We start from the raw sequence: 24,663 nt of genomic DNA, 5'->3' as shown, positions 1-24,663 counted from the left end.
GCTCCTTAAACGGCCTGCCAGCCGCGGCTGGCGTCAGAGGCGCGGGCGGCGGCCATCACGCGATGCACCGCAAGCCCGTCATGGAAGGTGGGCCAGACAGGCTGGCCGGTGTCGATCGCGGTCAGGAAATCCTTGGCCTCGATGATGATCTGGTCCTGGTACCCGGTGCCGTGGCCCGGCCCCTGGCAGAAGGGCAGGTAGTCGGGGTGTTCGGGGCCGGTCAAGACCCGTGTGAAGCCGCGCTGCGCCTCCGGCCCCTCGGCCAGATACAGGTGCACGGAATTCTGGTCTTCCTGATCGAACCGCACCGCGCCCCTGGTCCCGAAAATCTCGTAGACGTACCCCATCTTGCGCCCCGTCGCGACGCGGCTGGCAAACAGGTGCCCCAGCACGCCGCTGTCGAACCGCATCATCATGGTGACCTGGTCGTCATTGGTGACCGACTCGCCCCCGCGCGTCGGATGCACGGTTTCAATCACCGCGTTCACCTCCGCCACCGGGCCCATAAGCGCCAACGCGGCATTGATCGGATGCGGTGCCAGATCGCCGAGGCAACCGTTCGCCGCCCCATGTGCCCGCCATGACGACACCGTCGCATCGGCAAAGAAATCCTCGGTATGCTCCACCCGGAAAGAGGTGATCTGCCCCAGCGCGCCGTCGGCCAACAACTTGCGCACGAACTGCGCGGCGGGCGTGCGGATGTAGTTGTAGGCGACCATGTGCGGCACGCCCGCTGCGTCGGCGGCGGCGCACATCGCCTCTGCCTCGGCCACGTCCAGCCCCATGGGCTTTTCGCACATAACCGGCTTGCCAAGCGTGAAGGCGGCCTGCGCGATCTCCAGATGCGTGTCCTGTGGCGAGGCGATGACCACCGCGCCCACCTTCGGGTCCTCGACCACGTCTTGCCAGTTGGCTCCCGCCCGGTCGAACCCATAGGCCTGCGCATACCGCGCACCCGAGGCCTCGGACGCACCGCAAATCGCCGCCAGCCGCGGCTTCAGCGTGGTTTCAAACACGGTCCCGACAGCGGCGAAGGCGGCGGAATGCGCCTTGCCCATGTAGCCGCCCCCGATGACCCCGATCCCGATCGTTGCCATGGCAATCCTCCCAAGACCGGTCCGCGCGATTCCAGTATTGCAACCGGTTGCAATTTGACTAATCTGGCCCGGACGAAAGCGCAAGCGCGCAATTTCGAACGGGAGGACGGCGGATGGCGGAGACGCATCGGCTGACGGTGACGCAGGCCATCGTGCGCTGGCTTCTGGCGCAATATATCGAAATCGACGGGGTCGAGACGCGGATCTGCGGTGGCGGCTTCGGCATCTTCGGCCACGGCAACGTGCCCTGCCTGGGCGAGGCGCTTTACCCCGTGCAGGACGAGCTGCCGCTTTACCGTGGCCAGAACGAACAGAGCATGGGATTCGCGGCGGCGGGTTATGCCAAGTACCACCTGCGCCAGCGGTTCATGTTCTGCACGGCAAGCGCCGGGCCGGGCACCGCGAACCTCCTGACCGCCTCGGCGCTGGCCCATGCCAACCGCTTGCCGATGCTGATGCTCTGCGGGGACACGTTCCTGACGCGGCTGCCGGATCCGGTGCTGCAACAGCTTGAGCACTTCGGCGACCCGTCGCTGGGCCTGAACGATGCGTTCCGCGCGGTGACGCGCTACTGGGACCGGATCACGCATCCCGCGCAGATCATCCAGTCGCTGCCTGCCGCGCTTGCGGTGATGCTCGACCCGGCCGAGTGCGGCCCGGCCTTCATCGGGCTGCCGCAGGACGTGCAGGGCTGGGCATGGGATTACCCGGCAGAGATGTTCGAACGCCGCGTGCACCGCATCCGGCGACAGACCCCCGACACGGACGAGATCGCCGATGCCGCCGCCGCCCTGCGCGGCGCGAAACGCCCCATGATCATCGCGGGCGGCGGGGTGCAGTATTCTCGTGCGGTATCCGACCTGACCTCCTTTGCCGAGGCGCACGCGATCCCCGTGGTCGAAACCATCGCGGGCCGGGCGAACCTTGTCTCGACCCATGATCTGAACACCGGCCCGGTCGGCGTGACCGGATCGGACAGCGCCAACACCATCGCGTCCGAGGCGGACGTGATCCTTGCCGTCGGCACGCGGCTGCAGGACTTCACGACCGGGTCATGGACGGCCTTCGCCAAGGAGGCGCAGATCGTGTCGCTCAACGCTGCGCGGCACGACGCGGGCAAGCACCGCGCGCTGCCGGTTGTGGGCGATGCGAAACTGGGGCTGCAGGCGCTGGGCGCGGCGATGTCCGGCTATTCCGCGCCGGCAGACTGGACCAAACGCGCGCGGGACGAACGCGCCAAGTGGGATGACGAGGTCGCGCGCACCGTGGCCCACGGCAACCGCCCCAATTCCTACGCGCAGGCCATCGGCGTCGTGAACGCGCTCTGCGATCCGCGCGACCGGGTGGTGACCGCCGCGGGAGGCCTGCCGGCCGAGGTAACGGCCAACTGGCGCACTCTCGACATCGGCACCGTGGACGTCGAATTCGGCTTCTCCTGCATGGGGTACGAAATCGCCGGCGGCTGGGGCGCGCGCATCGCGCAGGCCGAGGTCGAACCCGATCAGGACACCATCGTCTTCGTCGGCGACGGGTCGTACCTCTTGATGAACTCCGACATCTATTCGTCTGTCCTGACGCGGAAAAAGATGATCGTGCTGGTGCTCGACAACGGCGGGTTCGCCGTCATCAACAAGCTGCAGAACAACACCGGACAGGAAAGCTTCAACAACCTGATCGCCGATTGCCCGACGGTGCCCGAAGCCTTCGCCGTCGACTTCGAAGCCCACGCCCGCGCCATGGGGGCCGAAGCCGAAACCGTCGCCAACCCGGCTGAGTTGGGCGAGGCGTTCCAGCGTGCCAAGGCGTCTGACAAGACCACCGTGATCGTCATGCAGGTCGACCCCTACGAGGGCTGGACCGAAGGCGGCCACGCGTGGTGGGAGGTCGGCACGGCGCAGGTGTCAGACAGCGCCGAGGTGCGCGCCAAGCACGAGGAATGGGAATCCTCGCGCAGCAAGCAGCGGCAGGGGGTCTAGATGGACCTGGTCGACGGGATCGCGCGGAACAACTTCATCATCGTGGGCCGCGCGGGCATCGATTTCTTCACCGATGCCGGCGTCGCCGTTGAGGATGCCGAACGCGTCAGCGTGGGTCTTGGCGGATCGTCCGCGAATATCGGCGCGGGCATCTGCAAGTTCGGCGGCAAGGCGTCGCTCGTGACCTGCGTCAGCGATGACAGCATCGGCTCGTACTGCATTGGCCAGCTTGAAAAATACGGCGTCGGCGCGGAATACGTGCGCCGGGTGGGTGGCGAATACCGCAACTCGCTCGCCGTCTATGAAAGCCGCGTCGAAGGCCACCGCAACGTGATCTACCGCAACGGCGCCGCCGACTTCCAGATGTCCGTCGAAGACGTTGAAGCGGTGGACTATTCCCGCTTCGGCGTGCTCATCACGGCGGGCACCGTCTTTGCCGCCGAACCGTCGCGCAGCGCCGCGTTCCGCGCGTTCGAGCTCGCCAGGGCGGCGGGCCTGCCGATCATCTTCGACGTCGATTACCGCCCCTACAGCTGGCCCTCACCGCAAGTCGCCGAAGAGGTCCTGTCCCGCGCCGCCGACCAGTGCGACATGATCGTCGGCAACGACGAGGAATTCGGGTTCATGGCCGGGGGCTTGGACAAGGGCCTTGCCAAGGCACGCGAAGTCGCCACCCGCGCCGCCATCGTGGTTTACAAGATGGGTGAGAAAGGTGCCGTAACCTTCGCCGGTGGCGAGGAGATCCGCACCGGCATCTACCCGGTCGAGGCGCTGAAACCCACCGGCGCGGGCGACAGCTTCATGTCCGGCTGCATGGCCGCGCTGGCCGCCGGTCACCCGCTGAAAGAGGCGATCCTGCGCGGCTCCGCCTGCGCCGCGATCACCGTGTCGCGCCCCGGCTGCGCGCCCGCTTTGCCATACCCTGACGACCTCGAGGCGTTCCTCGCCTCCCATCCCGGCCCCACGGAGGCTTGAATGCACATCCCGCCTTTCGACAATGAAAACAAACCCATCGTGGACGTTGATGATGCTTTGGTTCCGCTGAACTATTTCAACATCGTCAAGCTGACCGAAGGCCAGCATTTCGACTACCGGCTGGCGGAGTATGAGACCTGCATCGTCCCCGCCACGGGCACGGTCGATGTCGAGACTGGTGGCGAAACCTTTGCCGGGATCGGCAACCGCGGCGAGGACGTGTGGGACGGCGAACCCGAAGGCGTCTATGTCCCAACCGATACCGGCGCGCGCATCACTTGCCGCTCGGCCAGCGCCGAGGTGTTCGTCGCGGGCGCGAAATTCGCCGAGACGCTGAAGCCCTTCGCGGTGCGCCGGAACGAATTGGACCTCGTGCAATACGGGTCGGACGACACCAAGACCCACCGCAAGATCAAACACATCCTCGGTGCCAACCAGCACGACCGCGTCGGGCGGCTGTTGGTGAGCGAGCTCTTCACGGTGGGTGCAGGCGGCTGGTCGGGCTTTCCCAGCCACAAGCACGACACCGACCGCCTGCCGGACGAGAGCCGCCACGACGAGACCTACAACTTCCGGTTCAAACCCAATTACGGCTCGGGCCTGCAGATGCTCCAGCGGGTCGATAACGAACCGGGCGACGCCTATCACATCATGGACGGGTCCACGATCTGCATCGACAAGGGTTACCACCCGTGCTGCGTCCTGCCGGGATACGAGATGTACTATTTCACGATCCTCGGCGGGCTGTCGCAGCGGTCGCTGAAACAGTATTTCCAGCCGACCCACGCCGAACAACTGCACACGATCCCCGGCATCATGGACATGGTTGCCAAGTTCAAGTGACGCTTTAGCAAGAGGCGAAAACCCATGACTCTCGCGACCTTGACCGAGGTTCTTCAGCCTGCGCGCGAACAGGGATACGCGGTGGCCGGCCTTGTCTGCCTGGGCTGGGAAGATGCCCGCGCCTATGCGCAGGCGGCCGAGGCCGAAGGCTGCCCCGTGATCCTGCAGGCCGGCCCGTCCTGCCGCGCGCACACGCCCCTGCCGGTGCTGGGCGCGATGTTCCGCTGGCTTGCCGACAGCGTCAGCGTGCCGGTCGTGGCGCATCTTGACCACGGTTACGAGGTGCAGGAATGCCGCGACGCGATCGCGGCGGGCTTCACCTCGGTCATGTTCGACGGCTCGAAACTGCCGCTCGAGGACAACATCCGCATCACGTCAGACATCGTGGCGATGGCGCACGAGGCGGGCGTGTCCTGCGAGGGAGAGATCGGGTTCGTGGGCTATGACGGCGGGGCCGAAAGCCTAGGCACCGACCCCGACGAGGCCGCGCGGTTCGCAGCAGAGACGGGCGTGGACGCGATGGCGATCTCGGTCGGGAACGTGCATCTGCAGACGCAGGCCTCGCAGGGGCTCGACGAGGCGCGGATCGCGGCGATCGAGGCGGTGACCGACGTGCCGCTGGTGATCCATGGCGGGTCGGGCGTGCCGGTGGCGCAGCGCATGAGGCTGTCGCGGGGCAGCGCGATCTGCAAGTTCAACATCGGCACCGAGTTGCGACAGGTCTTCGGCGCCTCGCTGCGCGCGGCACTTGCCGCCGATCCCGACAGGTACGACCGGGTGGGCATCCTGAAAGAGGTGCACGATCCGATCTTCACCGCCACCCGCGAGGTCCTGCGCGCCTTCAAACCGGCCTGAGCGGGGGCTCGTCGCGCCCGACCGGGCGCGCCTCGCGGCAAGGGTCAGTGATCGTGGCCGGCGTGGCTTTCGGTCTCGGCGTTTTCGCCTTCCACCTGGATCGTGATGGCAATCTCTGTGCCGGTGGACAGGATCAGCGTGACGTCCGCCTCTGTGCCTTCCGCCAGCGGCACGGTGAGGTCCGTCAAACGGATGAAGACGCCTTCCGGCTCCATGTCCAGTTCTTCGCCCGGCAGGAGCATGTAGTCATCAAGCGGCACGTCCCGCCCGTCCGCCTTGACCGGTGCACCCACCAGCGCGGCATCGGCCCAGTCCGCGCGGAACGCGTGCAGGATCACCGGAGCATCGCCCTCGTTGTGGATCTCCACGAAGGCACGCGCTACTTGCCCTTCGGTCGCGGCCATCCAGCCTTCGCCCACGTGCAACCCGTCGGCCAGGGCGGGGGAGGCGAAGAGCAGGGCAAGAATGGCGGCGCGCATGGGGCTTTCCTGATGTAATGTTATTACATCATCTGACGGATCGGTCCCGATGGCAAGCCGCAGTCAGACCATCATCTCTTTGGTGGCGGTCAGATGCACATCCGGGTAGTCGCGCACCACGCGGTCGATGTCCCATTGCAGGCGGGTCAGGTAGACGACGTCGCCGTCATGGTCATGCGCGATCTGCTGCTTGTTGGCGTTCACGAACGCCTCGACCTTGTCCTTCGGTCCCGACGCCCAGCGGGCGGAGGTGAACTGCGTCGGTTCGAACCGGACGGGCAGGCCGTATTCCAGCTCGATCCGGCTCGCCAGCACCTCGAATTGCAGCGCGCCGACGACGCCCACGATGAAGCCCGACCCGATATTGGGCTTGAAGACCTTGGCGGCACCCTCTTCGGCGAACTGCATCAGCGCCTTTTCAAGGTGCTTGGCCTTCAGCGGATCACCCGCGCGGCAGCCTTGCAGAAGCTCGGGCGCGAAGGAGGGGATGCCGGTCACGCGCAGCGCCTCGCCCTCGGTCAGCGTGTCGCCGATGCGAAGCTGGCCGTGGTTGGGGATGCCGATGATGTCGCCCGCCCAGGCCTCCTCGGCCAGTTCGCGGTCGGCGGCGAGGAACAGGACGGGGTTCGAAATCGCCATCGGCTTTTTCGACCGCACATGCGTCAGCTTCATGCCGCGCTTAAAATGGCCCGAGGCGAGGCGCAGGAACGCCACCCGGTCGCGGTGCTTGGGGTCCATGTTGGCCTGCACCTTGAAGACGAACCCGGCCACTTTCGGCTCTTCCGGCAGGATCTGGCGCGGCTCGGCCGACTGGATCTGCGGCTGCGGGCCGTACCCGGCGATCCCGTCCATCAGTTCCTTCACGCCGAAGGAGTTGATGGCCGAGCCGAACCAGATCGGCGTCATCGTCCCGTCCAGCACGGCCTGTGGGTCGAGCCTCGGCAGAAGTTCGCGCGCCATTTCCACTTCTTCGCGCAACTGCTCCAGCAGGTGGTCGGGGACGTGTTCGGCCAGCGCGGGGTCGTTCAGCCCCTCGATCTTGATGCTTTCGGCCACGACGTTGCGGTCGGCGCGGTCCATCAGCTCCAGCCGGTCGCGCAGCATGTCGTAACAGCCGAGGAAATCCTGCCCCATCCCGATCGGCCACGAGGCGGGCGTGACGTCGATGGCAAGGTTCTCCTGGATCTCGTCGATGATGTCGAACGTGTCGCGGCTTTCGCGGTCCATCTTGTTGCAGAAGGTCAGGATCGGCAGGTCGCGCAGGCGGCAGACCTCGAATAGCTTCCGCGTCTGGCTTTCCACGCCCTTGGCGCCGTCGATCACCATCACCGCCGCATCAACCGCCGTCAGCGTGCGATAGGTGTCTTCGGAAAAGTCGCTGTGACCGGGCGTGTCGACAAGGTTGAAGCGGAACTCCCTGAAATCGAACGACATCGCCGAGGCCGAGACGGAAATGCCCCGGTCCTTTTCCATCGCCATGAAGTCCGACCGGGTGCGCCGGGCCTCGCCCTTGGCGCGCACCTGTCCCGCCATCTGGATCGCGCCGCCGAACAGAAGGAACTTTTCCGTCAGCGTGGTCTTGCCCGCGTCGGGGTGCGAGATGATCGCAAAGGTCCGGCGGCGGGCGATCTCGGGTGGCAGATCGGGGCGGTTGGGGGACGTGTCCAGCATGGCGCGCAGATAGGCGATGTGCCGCCCAAGGGCAAGGCGCGCGGGCCCTGCGTCAGGGCCGCGCCACCAGCACGTCACAGGGCGGCGTGCGGATCAGGTCGGTCGCAAGCGATCCCAGCAGGGCCGGGCCACCGCCCACGCGGCCATGCGCGCCGACGGCCACAAGGTCCGCCCCGTCGCGCTGCACCGCTTCGTTGATGACGCGAAGCGGGCTGCCGGTGACAACCTCCACGCCATCCCGCGCGGGATCGGGGTCAAGCGCTTCTTCCCACGCGTCGGCCTCGGCCGCGACGTCCTTGCGGAACGCTGCCTCCAGCGTGGCCATCGTGTCGGAGTTGCGCGACAGGTGCCCGGTATAGGGAATTTCCAGCGCGTGAACCGGCGTGATCCGCGCACCGGGCACCCAGCGCCGGGCAGTCCGCATCGCGGCAACCGAGGCCGGGGAGAAATCCGTCGCGGCGAGGATGCGGGAATAAGCGCCGTCCGCCTCTCCCGTGACCAGCAGGACGGGCGTGCGGGTGTGGCGCACGATCCGGCTCATCGTCGTCTCGCGCAGCATGTCGAGGAACTTGCGCGGCCGGTGCGCGCCCATCACCAGCAGGTCCGCCGTATCGGCTTCCCTTAACAGCGTCTCCACCGGGTCACCGCGCAGGCAGGCGAAGTCACACTCTTGCCCATCGGCCAGCGCATCGCACAGCCGCGTCTGCGTCTCGACCGTGCTGGCCTGCATCGGGTCGGCGACGGCGTCGGGCAGGTCCTCGTCCAGCACGTGCACCACCGACAACCGCGCCCCCGACGCGCCCGCAAGCTGGAACGCACGCGCCAGCGCGCGGTCGGATCGTTCGGAAAGATCGGTTGCGGCGAGTATCTTCATGGCTGCTCCCTTTGTCAGGTACAGACCTAACCACGCGCAGCGGTCCTGAGAAGGGGCAGAAGGTTCATATCCGTCAGCAGCTCATGACATAAACTGGCAGGACTGGCTGGTAGAGAACGCTCATTCGAAACGGAGGATTCCCGCATGACACTGAATGAAATCGCCAATGAACTGGTCGCCGGATGCCGCGAAGGGCGCGAGAACGAGAACCTCGGCAAGCTCTATGCCGACAATGCCGTCTCGGTCGAGGCGATGGCCATGGGCGACCAGGGGCCGGAAACCCACGGCCTTGACGGCATTCGCGGCAAACACGCGTGGTGGGATTCGACGTTCGAGGTGCTGGAGGCCAACATCTCGGACCCGTTCCCGCATGGCGATGACCGCTTTGCCGTGATCTTCGAGGTTAAGACCAAGGAAAAGGAAAGCGGCCGCGTCGACGACATGAAAGAGGTCGCCGTCTATCACATTGCGGATGGCAAGATCGTGCGGGAAGAGTTCTTCTATGGCGCGGGCGGCTAAGCCCGCGACCCTCAGCCCGAAGACGACCGGCGCAGCAGGTCTGCTGCGTCGGGACGGTCCAGCAATTGTTCGGTCACCTCGAACTCGCGCAGCATCAGCGGGTCGTGCCCGCGCATGCGGTGCGCGACCTCGGCGTTGATCTCGGACGGGAGTGCGGGTTGCGTCCGGGTGTCGATCAGCAGCGATTCCGCCGCGATCCCCTCGGCATAGATGATCTGGTGATCGTCGAAGAGCAGCTGGAAGTAATCCACGAACCCGCCCTGCATCCGGTAGACGGACTTGCCGTTCACAAGGTGGCGCACCTTCACCAGAAGCTCGGACCGGCCCGCGCCCAGACGGTCGCGTCGCTGGTAGATGAACAGGCGGTGGTCGGGGCTGACGACAAGATCGCCGGCATTGTGCAGCGTGCCCGCGGTGATGACGATGGGCGCCATCTCGCCACTGGCGCGCACGGTGGTCTGGCCGATCCAGCGGATCGCCTGCGCGCCGTCGTCGCGTGTCAGCACCTTGTCGCCGACGCTCAGTTGTTCGATGGGCACCTGCGCGCCCGAAGCGACGGTGATCATCGTGCCCCGCGTGAAGGACACGCAGGCCACCTGCGCCAGCTTTTCCTCGGCGCTGTCGCGGTCGATGCCCACAAGCGTGATGTCGCTTTTCACCGGCATCGGGGCGAGGGGCAGGGCAAAGATTTCCACCACGCCGCCGGCCTCGTCGACCTCGACCAGCACCAGCACCTCGGTGGTCGATCCGTCGGGCGCCATGAAGGTCAGCGCGCAGTCCAGCACCACGCGGTGGCCCGGCATGCCCGCCTGCGAGCGTTCGGCGACAAGGAACCGCCCGCCGCCCTGCGGCAACAGTTCCAGCCGAGACCGTTCGGCATGGGCCGACAGCGCATAGATGTCGTCGGGTTGCAATTCGTCGGCAAAGGACAGCGCGTCGCCCAGGTTCGCCCCGGCGATCACCTTCAGCGCCTCGGCGCGGAAAACCGCGACGGCCTGGGCTTGCTTGGCATCGGTCGAGACGTCGTCGATCACGCGCAAGGGGTCCTTTGCAAGGGTGTCGGAATGCCCCGTCAAGCTACGGGTCAAGTGGTTGATAGAGTATGGATGTGACGAAATCTGGTCAACGCCCCGGTCATTTTCGGGCCGTTGGAGGGCGCGGGGCGCGGACCGCCGCTTGCAATCGGGCGCGGGCGCGGCAATCTTCGCGCGACGTGAACGGAGGATAGGGCCATGGATCTGGGAATCGCGGGCAAGACGGCGCTCGTCTGTGCATCGAGCAAGGGGTTGGGGCGCGGCTGTGCCGAGGCGCTGGCGGCGGCGGGGGTCAACCTGATCCTGAACGCCCGCGGGGCCGAGGCGCTGGACGCCACGGCGGTCGAAATCCACGCCGCGCATGGCGGCATCAGCGTCGCCGCCGTGGCCGCCGACATCACCACTGAAGAGGGGCGCGAGGCCGTGCTGGAGGCGGCGGGCGACATCGACATCCTCGTCACCAACGCGGGCGGCCCGCCGCCGGGCATGTGGAGCGACTGGACGCGCGATGACTTCATCGCCGCGCTCGACGCCAACATGCTGACTCCCATCGCGCTGATGAAGGCCTGCCTGCCCGGCATGATCGACCGGGGCTGGGGCCGCGTCGTCAACATCACCTCGCAATCGGTCAAGGCGCCGATCCCGGTGCTGGGCCTGTCGAACTCGGCGCGCGCCGGGCTGACGGGCTATGTCGCGGGCACCGCGCGGCAGGTGGCGAAGCACGGCGTGACGATCAACAACCTGCTGCCCGGCAGCCACGCCACCGACCGCCGCGCCTCGCTCGACCGTGCCATCGCCGAACGGCAGGGCATCCCGGTCGAGGAAGCGACCAAACAGGTCTGGGCCGAGATCCCCTCGGGCCGCTACGGCACGGCCGAGGAATTCGGCGCCACCTGCGCCTTCATGTGCTCGCAACACGCGGGCTTCATGGTGGGCCAGAACGTGCTTCTGGACGGCGGCAACGTGAACGCGACGCTCTGACATGGCCGACAAGGGCCGCCCGGCGGGGTCGGGGTTCTCGCTGAAGGATCACCTCTTCAACGCCGACACGCTGGGTGACCTTGCGCGCGAACATGCCGTCCTGCCGGGGTTCGATCCGGATCGGTTTCTCGAAACGGTCCTGCCGGGGCTGGCAAGCCGCGAGTTGCTGGAGCGGCTCGACTGGATCGCCGACTGCCTCGAAGCGCAATTGCCGCGCGATTTCAACGCGATGGCCGACGCGCTTGAAGCGGCGATGCTGCCGCCGCTCGACCCCTCGCTGCGCGATGACGATTTCGGGCGGTTCATCCACGCGGTGCCGGGCGTGCTGGCCGTGCGCCACGGGCTCGAAGACCACCGCGACCGTGCGCTCGACCTGCTGCACGCCGCCACCCAGCGCTTCTCGATGGAGTTCTACATCCGCCCCTTCCTCAACCGCTGGCCGTCCGAGACGATGGCGCGCCTGCACCTCTGGGCGGACGACGCGCATTACCACGTCCGGCGGCTGGTGAGCGAGGGCACGCGCCCCCGCCTGCCATGGGCGCGCAACATCGACCTTGTCCTCACCGATCCGCTGCCGCTGCTCGACCGGCTGCACGCCGATCCCGCGCGGTTCGTCACCCGTTCGGTCGCCAACCACCTCAACGACATCGCCAAGGTCGCGCCGGACGTGGCGATGGACCGGCTGGAGGACTGGGCGCAGGCCGACCGGCAGGAGGCGAAGGAACTGGCATGGATGACCGCCCACGCCCTGCGCACGCTGGTCAAACAGGGCCACCCCCGCGCCATGCGCATCGTGGGCTTTGACCCGGACCTTTCCGTATCCGCGACGCTCGACCTGCCCGCGACCTGCCGGATCGGCGAGGTCATGGCGTTTGCTGTCACGCTCACCGGCCCGCCGGGCGCGGGCGTTCTGGTCGACTATGCCGTCGATTTCGTGAAGGCCGGTGGCAGCACCGCGCCCAAGGTGTTCAAGCTGAAACAGGCGCGTATCGGGCGGGACGGCACCCTGCGGCTGGACAAGCGGCACCGGTTCAAGGGCGATGCCACGACCTTCCGCCTTTATCCCGGCACCCACGCCCTGACCGTGCAGGTCAACGGTGTCCCCCGCGCCCGCGCGGCGTTCGATCTGACCGCGTGACGGGTTGCGCGCGGCAGGCGCGCTTGCTACGCCCCCTGCGGTTCCCGATCAAAACGGTCGGGCATGCGAAAGGTGAACCGCCCCGTGCCCACATCCGCTCCCCGTCTCGAGGTTCGCAACATGTCGCGCCGCATCGGCGACGTGACGGTTGTCGACGACGTGTCGCTCGAAATCGCGCCGGGGCAGGTGACCTGCCTGCTGGGGCCTTCGGGCTGCGGCAAGTCCACGACGCTCCGCATGATCGCGGGGGTGGAGATGCAGGACCGGGGCGAGATCTATGTCGATGGCGAACTGGTCTGCGACACGGTCACGCGGGTGCCGCCCGAACGGCGCGAGATCGGCCTGATGTTCCAGGATTTCGCGCTTTTTCCGCACCTGACGGTCGCGGGCAATGTCGGGTTCGGCCTGCGCGGATCGCGCGCCGACACCGATGCCCGCGTCGGCGAATTGCTGGACAAGGTCTCGCTCACCCACCTGTCGCAGGCCTATCCGCACGAATTGTCGGGCGGCGAACAGCAGCGGGTGGCGCTTGCCCGCGCGCTGGCACCCCGGCCCAAGGTCATGCTGATGGACGAGCCGTTCTCGGGCCTCGACAACCGCCTGCGCGACGGCATCCGCGACGACACGCTGGCCGTGCTGAAGGAAGAAGGCGCCAGCGTCCTGCTGGTCACCCACGAACCCGAAGAGGCCATGCGCATGGCCGACGAGATCGCGCTGATGCGCGACGGGCGGATCGTGCAGAAGGGCGCGCCCTACAACATCTACAACAGCCCCGTCGACCGCAACGCCGTCGCCTTCTTCTCGGACGTGAACGTGGTCCGTGCCGTGACGCGCGGGGCGCTGGCCGAAACGCCCTTTGGCGAGTTCCTCAGCCCCGGCATGCCCGACGGCACCGAGGTCGAAATCGTCTTCCGCCCGCAACACGTGCGCATCGATTTCGACCGGCAGGGGCGCGGGCCCAGCCCCACCATCACCGACGGGGTCGCGGCGCGGGCCGTGGTCCGGCGGGCGCGGTTCATGGGTTCGGAAAGCCTTGTCGATTTCCGCCTCGATGCCGGGACCGACATCCGCGCGCTGGTGCCGAACGTCTTCCTGCCCGCCGAGGGCACGGTGTTCTGGCTCACGATCCCGCGCAACCGCTGCCACATCTTCCGCGCCTGACCCTGCGGTATCAGCCCGCGTCGCGCGCGGCCACGTAATCGCTCAGCGTCTTGCCGTCCTCTTCGAGGAACAGCGCCGGAAGGACGGTCAGAGCCTCGATCCGGTCGACGCGGAAGACGCGGAACTCCTCGCAGGCCTCGCACCAGCAAGTCGCCGTCCAGACCCGGCCCCAGTATTCCAGTTGCAAAGGCCGGATCACGCGGGTGCTGCGGGTTTCGTCCAGTTCGCGGTAGGTGATCTCCAGCTTCTGCCGCACGCGGATCGCGCCCCGGATCGCGGGCATGTGGTCAAACCCCTTGGCGGCATCCGCGAAGGGATAGACCGCGAACCCAAAGCCCGTGGGCGGGGCCTGCCGGTCCTCGGGCAGGACCGCGTCGATCTTGGCGGAAAGCGAGCGCGCGGCGGCCTGCAATTCGGCGTCCGCCGCCTCGCCCACCACGGCCATGCCGAGGTGCAGCGCCTCCAGTTCGGTCATCGTCAGGTTCAGGGGCGGCAGGGTGATCGCCGCCGTCGCCATGTAACCCAGCCCCCGCTCGCCCTGGATCGGGATGCCGCTGGCCACCAGCGTGTCCATGTCGCGATAGATCGTGCGGATCGACACGCCCAGCCGCTCCGCGAGGTCCTGCGCCCGGTGCAGCCGCCCGTCGCGCAGGACCTGGATCAGGTCGAACAGGCGATCCGACCGGGTCATGGGCGCGTGCCCCGCCGCGGGGCGGCATGGCGCGGAACGGGCGGGCAGGGGGGGCGGAACATCGCCATCGATTCGGGTCGGGCTTTCGTGTTGTGGCGCCGGAATTGTCATTATCCTGGCAACTGACAGATTAGTGTCACAAAAAATGACAATCCGGCCCCCCGGTCAAGCAAAATGCCCCATCCGGCCCTTCCCGCGTCCGGTGCGGAGGTTTATCTGAAGGGCCTGACATTCCGGGGCCGCAAGCGCCCCACCTCAAGGAGAGCTAGAGCCATGGGCATCGGCAATATCGGACTTCCGGGTCTCATCCTCATCGCGGTCGTCGTGCTGGTCCTGTTCGGACGCGGCAAGATCTCGTCGCTGATGGGTGAAGTCGGCAAGGGCATCACCGCCTTCAAGAAGGGCGTCAACGACAGCACCAAGGAACTGGAAGACGACGCCGCCGCGGACGCGCGCGACATCACGCCTCCGGGCCGTTCGGACGCGACGCCGAACGACGAAACCGACCCCACGCTGCGCGACGTGAACGACAAGAACAAGGCCTGATCCCGCCATGCTGGACCTGGGCTGGGCCGAGATTCTGCTGATCGGGATCTTCGCCCTCATCGTCATCGGACCCAAGGAGCTGCCGGGCGTGTTCCGCGCGGTGGGCCGGTTCGTGGGCAAGGCCCGCGGCATGGCGCGCGAGTTCAGCCGCGCGATGAACGAGGCGGCGGACGAGGCGGGCGTGAAGGACATCTCGAAAGGTCTGAACGCGGCGGCGAACCCGCTGAAGACGGCCGCGCAGGGCGTCAAGGACACCACGACCAAGTTCATGGACCTCGACCCCGAAAGCGAGACCGGCAAACTGGCCGAGAAACGCGCCGCCGACGGGGCCAAGATCAAGGCCGCCAGCGCCCGCGCCGCCGCCGACCGCAAGCTGAAAGAGGCCGAGGCCGCCCGCGAGGCCGCCGAGAAGGCCGAGGCCGAACTGGCCGAGGTGCAGGGCAAGAAGGACGACGGCTGACATGAGCCAGACCGACGAGATCGACGATTCATCGGCCCCGCTGATCGCGCACCTTGCCGAGTTGCGCACGCGGCTGATCCGGTCGGTCGTGGCGCTGCTGATCGGGGTCTGCCTCATGTTCATCCCGATCCAGGGTGAATTCATCGCGGCCCATATCCTCGAATTCCTGCTCGCGCCCATCGCCGACACGCTGCGCGCGCTGGGCGATCCGCAGCCGACGCTGCAATACACCTCGCCGCAGGAATACCTGTTCACGCTGTTCCGCATCGCCATGGTGTTCGGCTTCGCGCTCGCCTTCCCGGTGATCGCGCACCAGATGTGGCGCTTCGTGGCGCCGGGGCTGTATCGTACTGAAAAGGCAGCGTTTTTGCCGTTCATCATCGCCTCGCCCATCATGTTCCTGCTGGGTGCGGCGTTCGCGCATTTCGTGGTCACGCCGCTGGCGATGTCCTTCTTCCTCGGCTTTGCCGACATTTCGTCGATCTTCGCGTCCTTCATCGGCAATGCCAGCGATCTGCCCGCCGAAGCGGTGGTCACGCCCGGCGCCGACGAAGGCGTGCGCATCACCTTCTTCGGCAAGGTGAACGAGTCGCTGGGCATCACGCTGGTCTTCATCATGGCCTTCGGCCTGTGCTTCCAGTTGCCGGTCCTGCTGACCCTGATGGGCAAGGCGGGTCTGGTCAGCGCCGAGGGGCTGGGTGCCGTGCGCAAGTACGCGATGGTGGGGATCCTCGTCCTCGCGGCGCTTGTGACGCCGCCCGACGTGGTGACGCAGCTGATCCTCTTCACCGTGGTCTACGGCCTTTACGAGGTGTCGATCTTCCTCGTGCGGCGGGTCGAGACCAAGCGCGAGGCGAAGCTGCGCGAAGAGGGCTATTACGACGACGAGGACGAGGAAGACCTTGTCGGCTGACGACCCCCTGCACCGGATCGCCGAGGCGCTGGAGCGGGTCAGCCCGCCACCCGCGCCCGCGCCTGATTTCACCGCCTCGGCCTATGTCTGGCACGTGGAGCCCGACCGGTTGGAGCCCGTGCCGGTGGTCAACCGCATCCCGCTGGATCTGCTGGTGGGGATCGACCGGGCGCGCGACACGCTGATGGCCAATACCCGGCAATTCGCCGATGGCCTGCCCGCCAACAACGCGCTTCTGTGGGGCGCGCGGGGGATGGGCAAGTCGAGCCTCGTGAAGGCCGTGCACGGCGCGCTGGAGGCCGGGCATCCCGATCTGAAGCTGGTGGAGTTGCAGCGGGAGGACCTGCCCTCGGTCGGGCGGCTTCTGAACCTCTTGCGCGATGCGCCGCAGCGGTTCGTGCTCTATTGCGACGATCTGAGCTTTTCCCACGATGACCAGCATTACAAGTCGCTGAAGGCGGTTCTGGACGGCGGGATCGAGGGGCGTCCGGACAACGTGGTTTTCTACGCGACGTCGAACCGTCGCCACCTGATGCCCCGCGACATGATCGAGAACGAGCGCGGCTCGGCCATCAACCCGTCCGAGGCGGTGGAAGAGAAGGTGTCGCTGTCGGACCGGTTCGGTCTGTGGCTGGGGTTCCATGCCTGCGACCAGGATGCCTACCTCGCCATGATCCGTGGCTATTGCGATGCCTTCGGGGTCGAGGTGAGCGATGACGAGTTGCGCGCGGGCGCGATCGAGTGGCAGGCGACGCGCGGGTCGCGGTCGGGCCGGGTGGCGTGGCAGTTCTTCACCGATCTTGCAGGGCGCAAGGGTGTGCGGATCGGTTGAGGTAACCCATGGGTTACTACAATTGTCTGTAATTGCTTAATATTTCGGTAACCATTTGGCGGTGGCCTTCAATGGCGCTGAGGGTTACAGACGGGCCGCGGCGCGTCGATCCGACGGACCCGCGGCACACTTTATTTCTGCCAAGTCCTTGCAACGCCCCAGCGACGCACCAAGACCAACCAAATCGACGTGTCGTTGGGGCGGCCCGTCGATTCGCGGCGGCCTACGGCCTTGATTCCGCGCAGGGTGAGGGACACTGGCCATTTATCGAGAGCTTTCTTGAAACGTTCGCAGACGGGTCGCGGTGCGTCGATCCGACGGGTGGGCTGGGTGGTTTATGGCTGCCAAATCCGCACTCTGCCCCGGCGATGCGCCAAGACCGGCCAGATCGACGTGCCGGGGGGCGGCCCGTCGATGCGCGGCGGGCTGAAGCCCTTGATTCCGCGCGGGTTAGAGGGGCTGTTGAAAGGGACGGGGTTTTTCTTGCAGCGGTTGCGGACGGGCCGTGGTGCGTCGATCCGATGGGTGGGCTGGGACCTTTATCATAGCCAAGTCCGCGCGATGCCCCGGCGATGCACCAAGCCCAACAAGATCGACGTGCCGTGGCGGCGGCCCGTCGATGCGCGGCGGCCTGCGGCCTTGATTCCGCGCGGGGTTTGTAGCCGGGGTATGCAAACCCCGGCGACCGTGGCCGCCTATTCGAGGTACAGGGCGGGATCGACGCTGTCGGTGCCTTCGCGGACCTCGAAATGCAGGAACGAGGGCGAGGTGTCGGCGACCTTGGCGATGGTCTGTCCGGCGCTCACCTTGTCGCCCTTCTTCACCGAGATGCCGTCCACGTTCAAATACACCGTCAGAAGCGTGGCGGAGTGCTTGATCACGATGAACTTCGCCTGGTCGGCGGTCGAGGTCACATGCCCCACCGTGCCGCCCTGCGCGGCCTTGACCGGCGTGCCGGCCGAGGCGGCGATGTCGATCCCGTCATTCTTGCCCTTGGAATAGGCGCGGATGATCGAGCCGGTCACCGGGTAGACCATCGCCGCATCGGTCTTCTGCGGCGTGACCGTCGCGGCAAGATCGGGTGAGGGCGGCTTGGTCGCGTCGGTGATGTCGGGCTCTTTCGGCAGCGGCTTGATGGCCGAAGGCGGGGTGGGCGTGGGCGATCCGGTGCCGGGTTTCGGCGTCTCCTCCGGGGCGGAGGCGGGCGTTGCCGACTGGTCGACCACCGGGATCAGCAGGAACTGGCCCTCGCGGATGGCGTAGTCCGGGCCAAGCCCGTTCCATTCGCCGAGCGAGCGCACCGGCACGCCGTAGAGCCGCGCGATGGTATAGGCGGTCTCCCCCCGTTCGACCTTGTGCCGGGTGGGTTCGGGGCCGGTCTGGACGGGGCCAAGCGCGGCGGTCTGCACCGGCGTCGGCGCGGCGCTTTCGATCGCGCCCGAGGCAAGCTCGGTCACGTCGACGCCATCGGCTTGCGGCAGGGCGCTGGTGTCGGCATCGGGCACGCGGCGGGGCAGGGCCACGACCTCGCCCTTGCGCAGGGTCGCGTCGGCCTTGACGCCGTTGAAGCGGGCCAGCTCGTTCACATCCGCGCCCACGCGGGTCGCAAGCGTGCGCAGCGTGTCGCCGCGCCGGGCCACGGCGACCTGGTAGGTGGGGTACGAGATCACGCCGCGGCTGTCGGGCGCGGGGCGGTCGATGGTGGCGTTGCGCGCGGCCTCGGACGTGTCGAACCGGTTGTTCGACAGCTTGCCGCGCAGGTCGAAATCAAGCGGTTGGTCGCCGCAGGCGACAAGCGCCGCAAGCGAGATCGACGCGAGCGTCAGGCGGGCGGTACGGGTGCGGATGCGGGGATGCGGCAGAGAGAAAGAAGCCTGCAAAAGGGTCTGGGCCGGCATGGGCGGTGTCCTGTTCGTCCTCGGGGTGGGCCCGCCTTATGGGGTGGCGGGTCCCGGTCTGGGCGCATGGGCCCGGTTCACTCCTCGCGGCCCAGCCCTTCGACCAGCGGGACGAAGCGGACGGGCCTCAGTTCGTCATAGTCATAGCCCGTCTCGTGCCGTTTGACACGGATCAGGTGCTGCACCGCGTCGGACTGGCCGACCGGTACGACCATGATACCCCCGATTTTGAGTTGCGCCAAGAGCGGCCCCGGAGGGTCCTCGGCCGCCGCGGTGACAAGGATACGGTCGAACGGGGCCTGGTCGGGCAGGCCGTGGCTGCCATCGGCGGTGAACGCGGTGATGTTGGTCAGGTCCATCGCCTCGAACAGGGCGCGGGCCTCGCGCACCAGCCGGGCGTGCCGGTCGACGGTGTAGACCCGCCGCGCAAGCTGGCTGAGAACCGCCGCCTGGTAGCCCGAGCCGGTGCCGACCTCGAGCACCTTGTCACGCGGCGTGACCTGCAGCGCCTGCGTCATCAGCCCCACCACGGAGGGTTGCGAAATCGTCTGGCCGCAGGCGATGGGCAGCGGCATGTCCTCGTAGGCGCGATCGGTGAAATAGCCTTTGACGAAAGGGCCCCGGTCGATCTTTTCCATGGCCCCCAGCACCGACGTGTCCGTCACCCCGTGCGAGCGCAGGGCATAGAGGAACTGCATCGTGACTTCGGGGCTGGCGGTCATTCCCCGTCACCGGGCAGAAGGTCATGCGCCGTCAGGTCCGCCCGCATCGGCGTGACCGAGATCGCGCCGCCAAGGTTCGCCGCGGCATCGGTTTCGGCATCGACGTCCACGTGCTGGTTGCCGCCACCGATCCACATGAATTGCCGGCGCGAGGGGCTTTCGGCCTGTGTCGCCGAGAAGTTCACATCGGGCCGCCGCCCCTGCCGCACCCAGACGGTGCCGGTCACCTCGTCCGCCGGGACGGGCGGCACGTTGACGTTGTAGAACGGCAGATATCCGCCGACCGCCCCGGTATGGCGCGCGCGGATATCCTCGATCACGCCGGCCAGATGCGCGGCGGAGGCTTCGAACGGGTCGTCGAGCGATCCGTTGCGCGGCCCGAAATACTGCGACAGCGCGATGGCGAGGTGCCCCTGCAGCGCGCCTTCCATCGCCGCGCCGAGGGTACCGGAATAAAGCGCGTTCTCGGCCGAGTTGTTGCCCCGGTTCACGCCCGACAGGATCAGGTCGGGCGGTTTGTCGGCCATCAGCGCGTGCACGGCGGCGATCACGCAATCGGCCGGGCTGCCGTCGACCGCCCAGTCCCGAGCGCCGCGCTTTTCGAAGCGCACCGGCTGGGTGTAGCTGATGCAGTGCCCGACGCCCGACTGCTCGGACATCGGCGCGACGGTGTAGATGTGGGTGTAATCGGTCAGCTCGCGCGCAATGGTCTGCAGCACGGCCAGGCCGCGCGCGTCGATGCCGTCGTCGTTCGTCAGAAGGATGCGCATCGCCTGCCCGGGCCTCGCGTCTGGGGTTTCGGTTTCCTTAGAGGGTCCGTGCGGTTGGGGCAAGGCTCAGGGCGTGTGCGCGACATAGCCGCAACTGACCCGCGATGGCGGGCCGGAGGGGAAGGGCACGGTGGTGATCCCGAGAAAGCCCGCGGCGGTCAGTCGCGCGGTCACATCGGCGGGGCGGAAGGCCCGGTTGCCCCAGCGCCAGCGCACGAGCGCGGTGCACCAATGGGGTTTCGACACCGCCAGCACCAGTTGCCCGCCGCGCGCGAGCCGCGCGCGAAGCCAGCGCAGGGCCGGATCGGGGTCATCGAGGTGTTCTATGACATGCGCGCAGAGAACGTGGGAATAGGCGCCTTCCGGCACGCGGGGATCCTCCAGAAGCCCGCACCAGACCTGTCCGAGGGGCGTGCCCGAATCGGTCAGCCGCGCGGTGGCTTCGTCGAGCATGGCCGGCGCGGGGTCGAGAAGGTCGAGCGTAAGGGGCCGCACCGTTCGGGTGGCAAACGCACGGGCGAGCGCACCGGTGCCGCAGCCTGCGTCGAGGGCGCGGATGGGTTTGTCTCCTACCTTGGCGGACGTGCAAAGCGTCGCATACGCGGCGTCGAACCCCAGCGAAGCAAGGCCCGCCTGCCAGCCGGAGGCCGCACGGTCGTAAAGCGCGGTCAGGCTTGATTGACCGGAGCGGAGGCGGGGCAGGCTGAGACGCATGGGACCGAGCGTAGCGGCGGCCCCGCGCGCCGGTCAATCGCGCGGGGGCGGCGGGGATATTGCTGGGCGGCGGGGGCGCGGGTGGCAGAGAGAGCACGGTTTCCGTCACCGCCAGCGCTATGACCGATGCCGACTTGCGCAGCGTTGCAGGGGTGGCATCGGACGCCGGTGAGGTGCGGCCCGCCTGCTAGACAGGGCGGGCGGAGGAACAAGGAGCCACGCGCAAGTCAGTCGCGCAGGGTGGCGAGGATGTCGCGGGCGGCGCTGTCGCAGGTGGCGAGCGCGGTGTGGTCTTCACCGGGATAGAACCGCGCACGAGTCGCCTTGGGCATGGGCGGCGGCGGTGCCGGGGGCAGGTCAGTTGCGCAGGGTGGCGAGGATGTCACGGGCGGCGGGGCCGCCGGTGGCGAGGGCGAAGCGGTCTTCACCCGGATAGTCCCGTGCACGGGTCGCGTTGGGCATGGGCGGCGGCGGTGCCGGGCGCTGGTCAGTCGCGCAGCGAGGCGAGGATGTCGTGGGCGGCGGTGTCGCAGGTCGCGAGCGCGGAGCGGTCTTCGCCCGGATAGAACCGCGCGCGGGTTGCGGTGGGCATGGGCGGCGGCGTGGCGATGACCACGCGCGGGCCGGTGCGCCGCGTTTCCGCCTGCCACGACCGGGCGAGCGCCATCTGCGCCGCCTTGGTCGCGCCGTAGGCGCCGAAGAACGGCTCGCCGCCACGCGGGTCGTCGAAGAAGAGCGCGGTGCCGTCCGTTCCGAGAAGGGGCGTGACGAAGGGGATGAGCGTGGCGGTGGCGGTCACGTTGGTCGCGACCGATTTCGCCATGTCCTTGGCATCGACAGAGGAGGCGGGGGCGAGGGGTGCTGCGTGGATCGCGGCATGCACCCAGAGGTCGAGCGCGCCCCAGCGGTCATAGATCCCGCGGCAGAGGGTGGCCATCGCCTCGGTCTCGGTGATGTCCATGGGTGCGAGCGTGGCGCTGCCGCCGGCGGCCTGTATGCGGTCGTCAAGCTCTTCGAGTGCGCCGGTGGTGCGCCCGACGGCGACGACGTGGTGAGACGGGGCAAGGGCCAGCGCCAGCGCCGCGCCCAGTCCGCGCGACGCGCCGGTGACCAGCGCAAGGGGTTTGTCGGTGCTCATGCGCCGAGCCACTGCCAGAGCCATGTGCCGGGTGCAAGGGCCGCGCGCGGCAAGGGCGGGCAAATCCGGGGTCAAACGGTTGACAAAGGCGGGCCAAGCGCGAAGAACCTGCGCCAACCCCCGAAAATGACGAGGTGAGAGGGATGACGAACAACATGACGCTCGGCCGGGCGATGATCGGCTCGGATGCACTCTGGACCAAGATCGCGCTGGTTGTCGGCGGATCGCTGCTGGTGGCGCTGGCCGCGCAGGTATCGATCCCGATGTGGCCGGTTCCGATCTCGATGCAGACGCTGGCGGTTCTGATGGTCGGCTTCGTGCTGGGTTCGCGCCTGGGCGCGGCGGCGCTGGCGCTGTACCTCGCCGAGGGCGCGATGGGCCTGCCGGTCTTTGCCGGTGGCAAGGCGGGCATGGCGTGGCTGTTTGCCGGCCCGACGACCGGGTTCCTGTTCGGCTTTGTGCTGATGGCCTTCATCGCCGGTCTGGCCGGTGATCGCGGGCAGCGCAGCCTGCTGCCGCTGGTCCTGACCGGGCTGGTCGCGGCCGTGGCCCTCTATATCCCCGGCGTTCTGTGGCCGATGTCGCTGGCCGGCGCCTTCGGTGTCGAGGCCGGCTGGGTCGGCACCTCTGCCGCCAAGCTCTGGGCCGGTTGGGTGAGCCCCTTCATCCTGGGTGACGTGGTCAAGGCCGTGCTTGCGGCGCTGCTTGTCGCCGGTGGCTGGTCGCTCGCAAAGCGCTGAGCCTTGGGCGGGGTCGGCTGGCAAGCAGCCGACCTACATCGCCGCGGCACGGGTAGGTCGGCTGATCCTCAGACGACCCCCTTCAACCAAATCCCAGCCCTCGCCCGGTGCGGCGGGGGCTTTTCTTTTGGCGAGGGGCGTGAAATAGGGAGGCGTCAAACGAAACTCCCAACCCGAGAGGTCTTCATGGAGATTCGCGAGGCGCTTACCTTCGATGACGTTCTGCTGGTTCCGGCCGAAAGCTCGGTTCTGCCCAACACGGCGGACACCCGGACGCGGGTGACGCAGTCGATCGACCTGAACATCCCGCTGCTCAGTTCCGCGATGGACACGGTGACCGAGGCGCGCATGGCGATCTGCATGGCGCAGGCCGGCGGCATGGGCGTGTTGCACCGCAACCTCGACATCGACGAGCAGCAGCGGCAGGTGCGCCGGGTGAAGCGTTTCGTGTCGGGCATCGTCTACAACCCGATCACGCTGACCCCCGACCAGACGCTCGCCGATGCCAAGGCGCTGGCGGAGCGGTACAATTTCACCGGCTTCCCGGTGGTGGACGAGCGGGGCCGCGTCGTCGGCATCGTCACCAACCGCGACATGCGGTTCGCCACCGACGACGCGACGCCCGTGCGCGTGATGATGACGTCGAACGACCTTGCCATCATGACCGAACCCGCAGACCGCGAAGAGGCCAAGAGCCTGATGAAGGCGCGCCGGATCGAGAAGCTGTTGGTCACCGACAAGGAGGGCAAGCTGACGGGCCTTCTGACGCTGAAGGACCTCGAACAGGCGGTGCTGAACCCGATGGCCTGCAAGGATGGGTTGGGGCGGTTGCGGGTCGCCGCGGCCTCGACCGTTGGTGATGCCGGGTTCGAACGGTCCGAGGCGCTGGTGGATGCGGGCGTCGACATGATCGTGATCGACACCGCGCATGGCCATTCCGAGGGTGTCGCGCGCGCCGTCGAACGCGCCAAGCGCCTGTCGAACGAGGTGCAGGTCGTGGCGGGCAACGTCGCCACGGGCGAGGCCACGCGCGCCCTGATCGGCGCGGGCGCCGATGCGATCAAGGTCGGCATCGGGCCGGGCTCGATCTGCACGACGCGGATGGTCGCGGGCGTGGGCGTGCCGCAATTGTCGGCGATCATGGATTGCGCGGCGGCAGCGGGCGACGTGCCGGTGATCGCCGATGGCGGCATCAAGTTCTCGGGCGATTTCGCCAAGGCCATCGCGGCGGGCGCGTCCTGCGCCATGGTCGGCAGCATGATCGCGGGCACCGACGAGAGCCCAGGCGAGGTGATCCTGTACCAGGGCCGGTCGTTCAAGGCCTATCGCGGCATGGGGTCGATGGGCGCGATGGCGCGCGGCTCGGCCGACCGGTATTTCCAGAAGGACGCCGCCACCGACAAGCTGGTGCCCGAGGGGATCGAGGGGCAGGTGCCCTATAAGGGGTCCGCGGGTGCCGTCATCCACCAGCTGGTGGGGGGGCTGCGCGCCGCGATGGGCTATACCGGGAATGCCACGGTGGACGAGATGCGCACGCGCTGCAATTTCGTGAAGATCACCGGCGCGGGGCTGAAGGAAAGCCACGTGCACGACGTGCAGATCACCCGCGAAAGCCCCAATTACCGCGTGATGTGAC

General features: G+C 67.6%; 25 protein-coding genes. 14 read left to right on the top strand and 11 right to left on the bottom strand.

Annotated elements, in window-relative coordinates; genetic code table 11:
• Positions 1-5: 5 nt before the first annotated feature.
• Entirely contained in the window at positions 6-1,097 is a 1,092-nt protein-coding gene (locus tag ATO11_RS17645) for a Gfo/Idh/MocA family protein (RefSeq protein ID WP_050532236.1), read from the bottom strand.
• Between the two features lie 113 nt (positions 1,098-1,210).
• Here ATO11_RS17645 and iolD point away from each other — a divergent pair, with 113 nt between their 5' ends.
• Genes iolD through ATO11_RS17625 form a run of 4 tightly spaced genes read left to right on the top strand, consistent with a single transcriptional unit; the run spans position 1,211 to position 5,746 of the window.
• Complete coding sequence (iolD, locus tag ATO11_RS17640; protein ID WP_050532235.1) at positions 1,211-3,073, top strand: 3D-(3,5/4)-trihydroxycyclohexane-1,2-dione acylhydrolase (decyclizing); 1,863 nt, start codon at positions 1,211-1,213, stop codon at positions 3,071-3,073.
• Complete coding sequence (locus ATO11_RS17635) at positions 3,074-4,048, top strand: PfkB family carbohydrate kinase (protein WP_050532234.1); 975 nt, start codon at positions 3,074-3,076, stop codon at positions 4,046-4,048.
• Complete coding sequence (locus ATO11_RS17630; protein ID WP_050532233.1) at positions 4,049-4,891, top strand: 5-deoxy-glucuronate isomerase; 843 nt, start codon at positions 4,049-4,051, stop codon at positions 4,889-4,891.
• A gap of 24 nt (positions 4,892-4,915) precedes the next feature.
• Positions 4,916-5,746, top strand: a complete 831-nt coding sequence (locus ATO11_RS17625) for a class II fructose-bisphosphate aldolase (protein WP_050532232.1) — start codon at positions 4,916-4,918, stop codon at positions 5,744-5,746.
• A 44-nt stretch (positions 5,747-5,790) separates the two neighbouring features.
• Here the strand turns inward: ATO11_RS17625 and ATO11_RS17620 are convergent, their stop codons facing one another.
• The 3 genes from ATO11_RS17620 to ATO11_RS17610 form a co-directional block, all read right to left on the bottom strand.
• Complete coding sequence (locus ATO11_RS17620) at positions 5,791-6,225, bottom strand: copper chaperone PCu(A)C (RefSeq protein ID WP_050532231.1); 435 nt, start codon at positions 6,223-6,225, stop codon at positions 5,791-5,793.
• A 63-nt stretch (positions 6,226-6,288) separates the two neighbouring features.
• The gene (locus ATO11_RS17615) at positions 6,289-7,896 is read right to left on the bottom strand and encodes a peptide chain release factor 3 (RefSeq protein WP_050532306.1); all 1,608 of its coding nucleotides are present in this window, start codon (positions 7,894-7,896) and stop codon (positions 6,289-6,291) included.
• Between the two features lie 52 nt (positions 7,897-7,948).
• On the bottom strand, positions 7,949-8,770 hold the full coding sequence (locus tag ATO11_RS17610; protein WP_050532230.1) for a universal stress protein: 822 nt from the start codon (positions 8,768-8,770) through the stop codon (positions 7,949-7,951).
• A 144-nt stretch (positions 8,771-8,914) separates the two neighbouring features.
• On the opposite strand from ATO11_RS17610, the gene ATO11_RS17605 reads away from it, so the two are divergent.
• Positions 8,915-9,289 carry a nuclear transport factor 2 family protein gene (locus tag ATO11_RS17605; RefSeq protein ID WP_050532229.1) on the top strand — a complete coding sequence of 125 codons (375 nt, stop codon included), beginning with the start codon at positions 8,915-8,917 and terminating at the stop codon, positions 9,287-9,289.
• An 11-nt stretch (positions 9,290-9,300) separates the two neighbouring features.
• On the opposite strand, the gene ATO11_RS17600 is transcribed toward ATO11_RS17605, so the two are convergent.
• Positions 9,301-10,323, bottom strand: coding sequence for a Hint domain-containing protein (locus ATO11_RS17600; RefSeq protein ID WP_242601457.1), 1,023 nt, complete (start codon positions 10,321-10,323; stop codon positions 9,301-9,303).
• 198 nt (positions 10,324-10,521) lie between these two features.
• Here ATO11_RS17600 and ATO11_RS17595 point away from each other — a divergent pair, with 198 nt between their 5' ends.
• The 3 genes from ATO11_RS17595 (at position 10,522) to ATO11_RS17585 (ending at position 13,603) form a co-directional block, all read left to right on the top strand.
• A complete protein-coding gene (locus ATO11_RS17595; RefSeq protein WP_050532228.1) occupies positions 10,522-11,304 on the top strand; it encodes an SDR family oxidoreductase in 783 nt (260 codons plus the stop codon).
• A gap of 1 nt (position 11,305) precedes the next feature.
• Complete coding sequence (locus tag ATO11_RS17590) at positions 11,306-12,442, top strand: hypothetical protein (protein WP_050532227.1); 1,137 nt, start codon at positions 11,306-11,308, stop codon at positions 12,440-12,442.
• 63 nt (positions 12,443-12,505) lie between these two features.
• The gene (locus ATO11_RS17585; RefSeq protein ID WP_050532226.1) at positions 12,506-13,603 is read left to right on the top strand and encodes an ABC transporter ATP-binding protein; all 1,098 of its coding nucleotides are present in this window, start codon (positions 12,506-12,508) and stop codon (positions 13,601-13,603) included.
• Between the two features lie 10 nt (positions 13,604-13,613).
• Here ATO11_RS17585 and ATO11_RS17580 read toward each other — a convergent pair whose 3' ends face one another.
• Positions 13,614-14,294 carry a helix-turn-helix transcriptional regulator gene (locus tag ATO11_RS17580; RefSeq protein ID WP_050532225.1) on the bottom strand — a complete coding sequence of 227 codons (681 nt, stop codon included), beginning with the start codon at positions 14,292-14,294 and terminating at the stop codon, positions 13,614-13,616.
• Positions 14,295-14,567: 273 nt separating this feature from the next.
• Between ATO11_RS17580 and ATO11_RS17575 the strand changes: the two genes are divergently transcribed.
• Genes ATO11_RS17575 through ATO11_RS17560 form a run of 4 tightly spaced genes read left to right on the top strand, consistent with a single transcriptional unit; the run spans position 14,568 to position 17,045 of the window.
• The gene (locus ATO11_RS17575) at positions 14,568-14,840 is read left to right on the top strand and encodes a twin-arginine translocase TatA/TatE family subunit (RefSeq protein WP_082176415.1); all 273 of its coding nucleotides are present in this window, start codon (positions 14,568-14,570) and stop codon (positions 14,838-14,840) included.
• Positions 14,841-14,847: 7 nt separating this feature from the next.
• The gene (tatB, locus tag ATO11_RS17570) at positions 14,848-15,300 is read left to right on the top strand and encodes a Sec-independent protein translocase protein TatB (protein WP_050532224.1); all 453 of its coding nucleotides are present in this window, start codon (positions 14,848-14,850) and stop codon (positions 15,298-15,300) included.
• A gap of 1 nt (position 15,301) precedes the next feature.
• Complete coding sequence (tatC, locus tag ATO11_RS17565; protein WP_050532223.1) at positions 15,302-16,213, top strand: twin-arginine translocase subunit TatC; 912 nt, start codon at positions 15,302-15,304, stop codon at positions 16,211-16,213.
• On the top strand, positions 16,203-17,045 hold the full coding sequence (locus ATO11_RS17560; protein WP_050532222.1) for an ATP-binding protein: 843 nt from the start codon (positions 16,203-16,205) through the stop codon (positions 17,043-17,045). Before tatC ends, ATO11_RS17560 begins: the two co-directional genes overlap by 11 nt.
• A gap of 695 nt (positions 17,046-17,740) precedes the next feature.
• Here ATO11_RS17560 and ATO11_RS17555 read toward each other — a convergent pair.
• The 5 genes from ATO11_RS17555 to ATO11_RS17535 all read right to left on the bottom strand — a co-directional run bounded on the left by ATO11_RS17555 (position 17,741) and on the right by ATO11_RS17535 (position 22,287).
• Entirely contained in the window at positions 17,741-18,943 is a 1,203-nt protein-coding gene (locus ATO11_RS17555; protein ID WP_050532221.1) for a M23 family metallopeptidase, read from the bottom strand.
• 77 nt (positions 18,944-19,020) lie between these two features.
• The gene (locus ATO11_RS17550; protein ID WP_050532220.1) at positions 19,021-19,665 is read right to left on the bottom strand and encodes a protein-L-isoaspartate(D-aspartate) O-methyltransferase; all 645 of its coding nucleotides are present in this window, start codon (positions 19,663-19,665) and stop codon (positions 19,021-19,023) included.
• Positions 19,662-20,435 (bottom strand): 5'/3'-nucleotidase SurE, encoded by a 774-nt coding sequence (surE, locus tag ATO11_RS17545; protein WP_050532219.1) that lies wholly within the window; start codon positions 20,433-20,435, stop codon positions 19,662-19,664. Before surE ends, ATO11_RS17550 begins: the two co-directional genes overlap by 4 nt.
• 66 nt (positions 20,436-20,501) lie before the next feature.
• On the bottom strand, positions 20,502-21,149 hold the full coding sequence (locus ATO11_RS17540) for a class I SAM-dependent methyltransferase (protein ID WP_050532218.1): 648 nt from the start codon (positions 21,147-21,149) through the stop codon (positions 20,502-20,504).
• Positions 21,150-21,636: 487 nt separating this feature from the next.
• Positions 21,637-22,287, bottom strand: coding sequence for an SDR family NAD(P)-dependent oxidoreductase (locus tag ATO11_RS17535; RefSeq protein WP_050532217.1), 651 nt, complete (start codon positions 22,285-22,287; stop codon positions 21,637-21,639).
• A gap of 143 nt (positions 22,288-22,430) precedes the next feature.
• On the opposite strand from ATO11_RS17535, the gene ATO11_RS17530 reads away from it, so the two are divergent.
• On the top strand, positions 22,431-23,027 hold the full coding sequence (locus ATO11_RS17530) for a biotin transporter BioY (protein ID WP_082176413.1): 597 nt from the start codon (positions 22,431-22,433) through the stop codon (positions 23,025-23,027).
• A gap of 186 nt (positions 23,028-23,213) precedes the next feature.
• The gene (guaB, locus tag ATO11_RS17525; protein WP_050532216.1) at positions 23,214-24,662 is read left to right on the top strand and encodes an IMP dehydrogenase; all 1,449 of its coding nucleotides are present in this window, start codon (positions 23,214-23,216) and stop codon (positions 24,660-24,662) included.
• Position 24,663 lies beyond the last annotated feature (1 nt).

It is taken from the genome of Pseudaestuariivita atlantica (assembly GCF_001205715.1).
In the GTDB taxonomy this organism is placed as follows: domain Bacteria; phylum Pseudomonadota; class Alphaproteobacteria; order Rhodobacterales; family Rhodobacteraceae; genus Pseudaestuariivita; species Pseudaestuariivita atlantica.
This window is presented reverse-complemented; position numbering and strand designations above follow the sequence as displayed.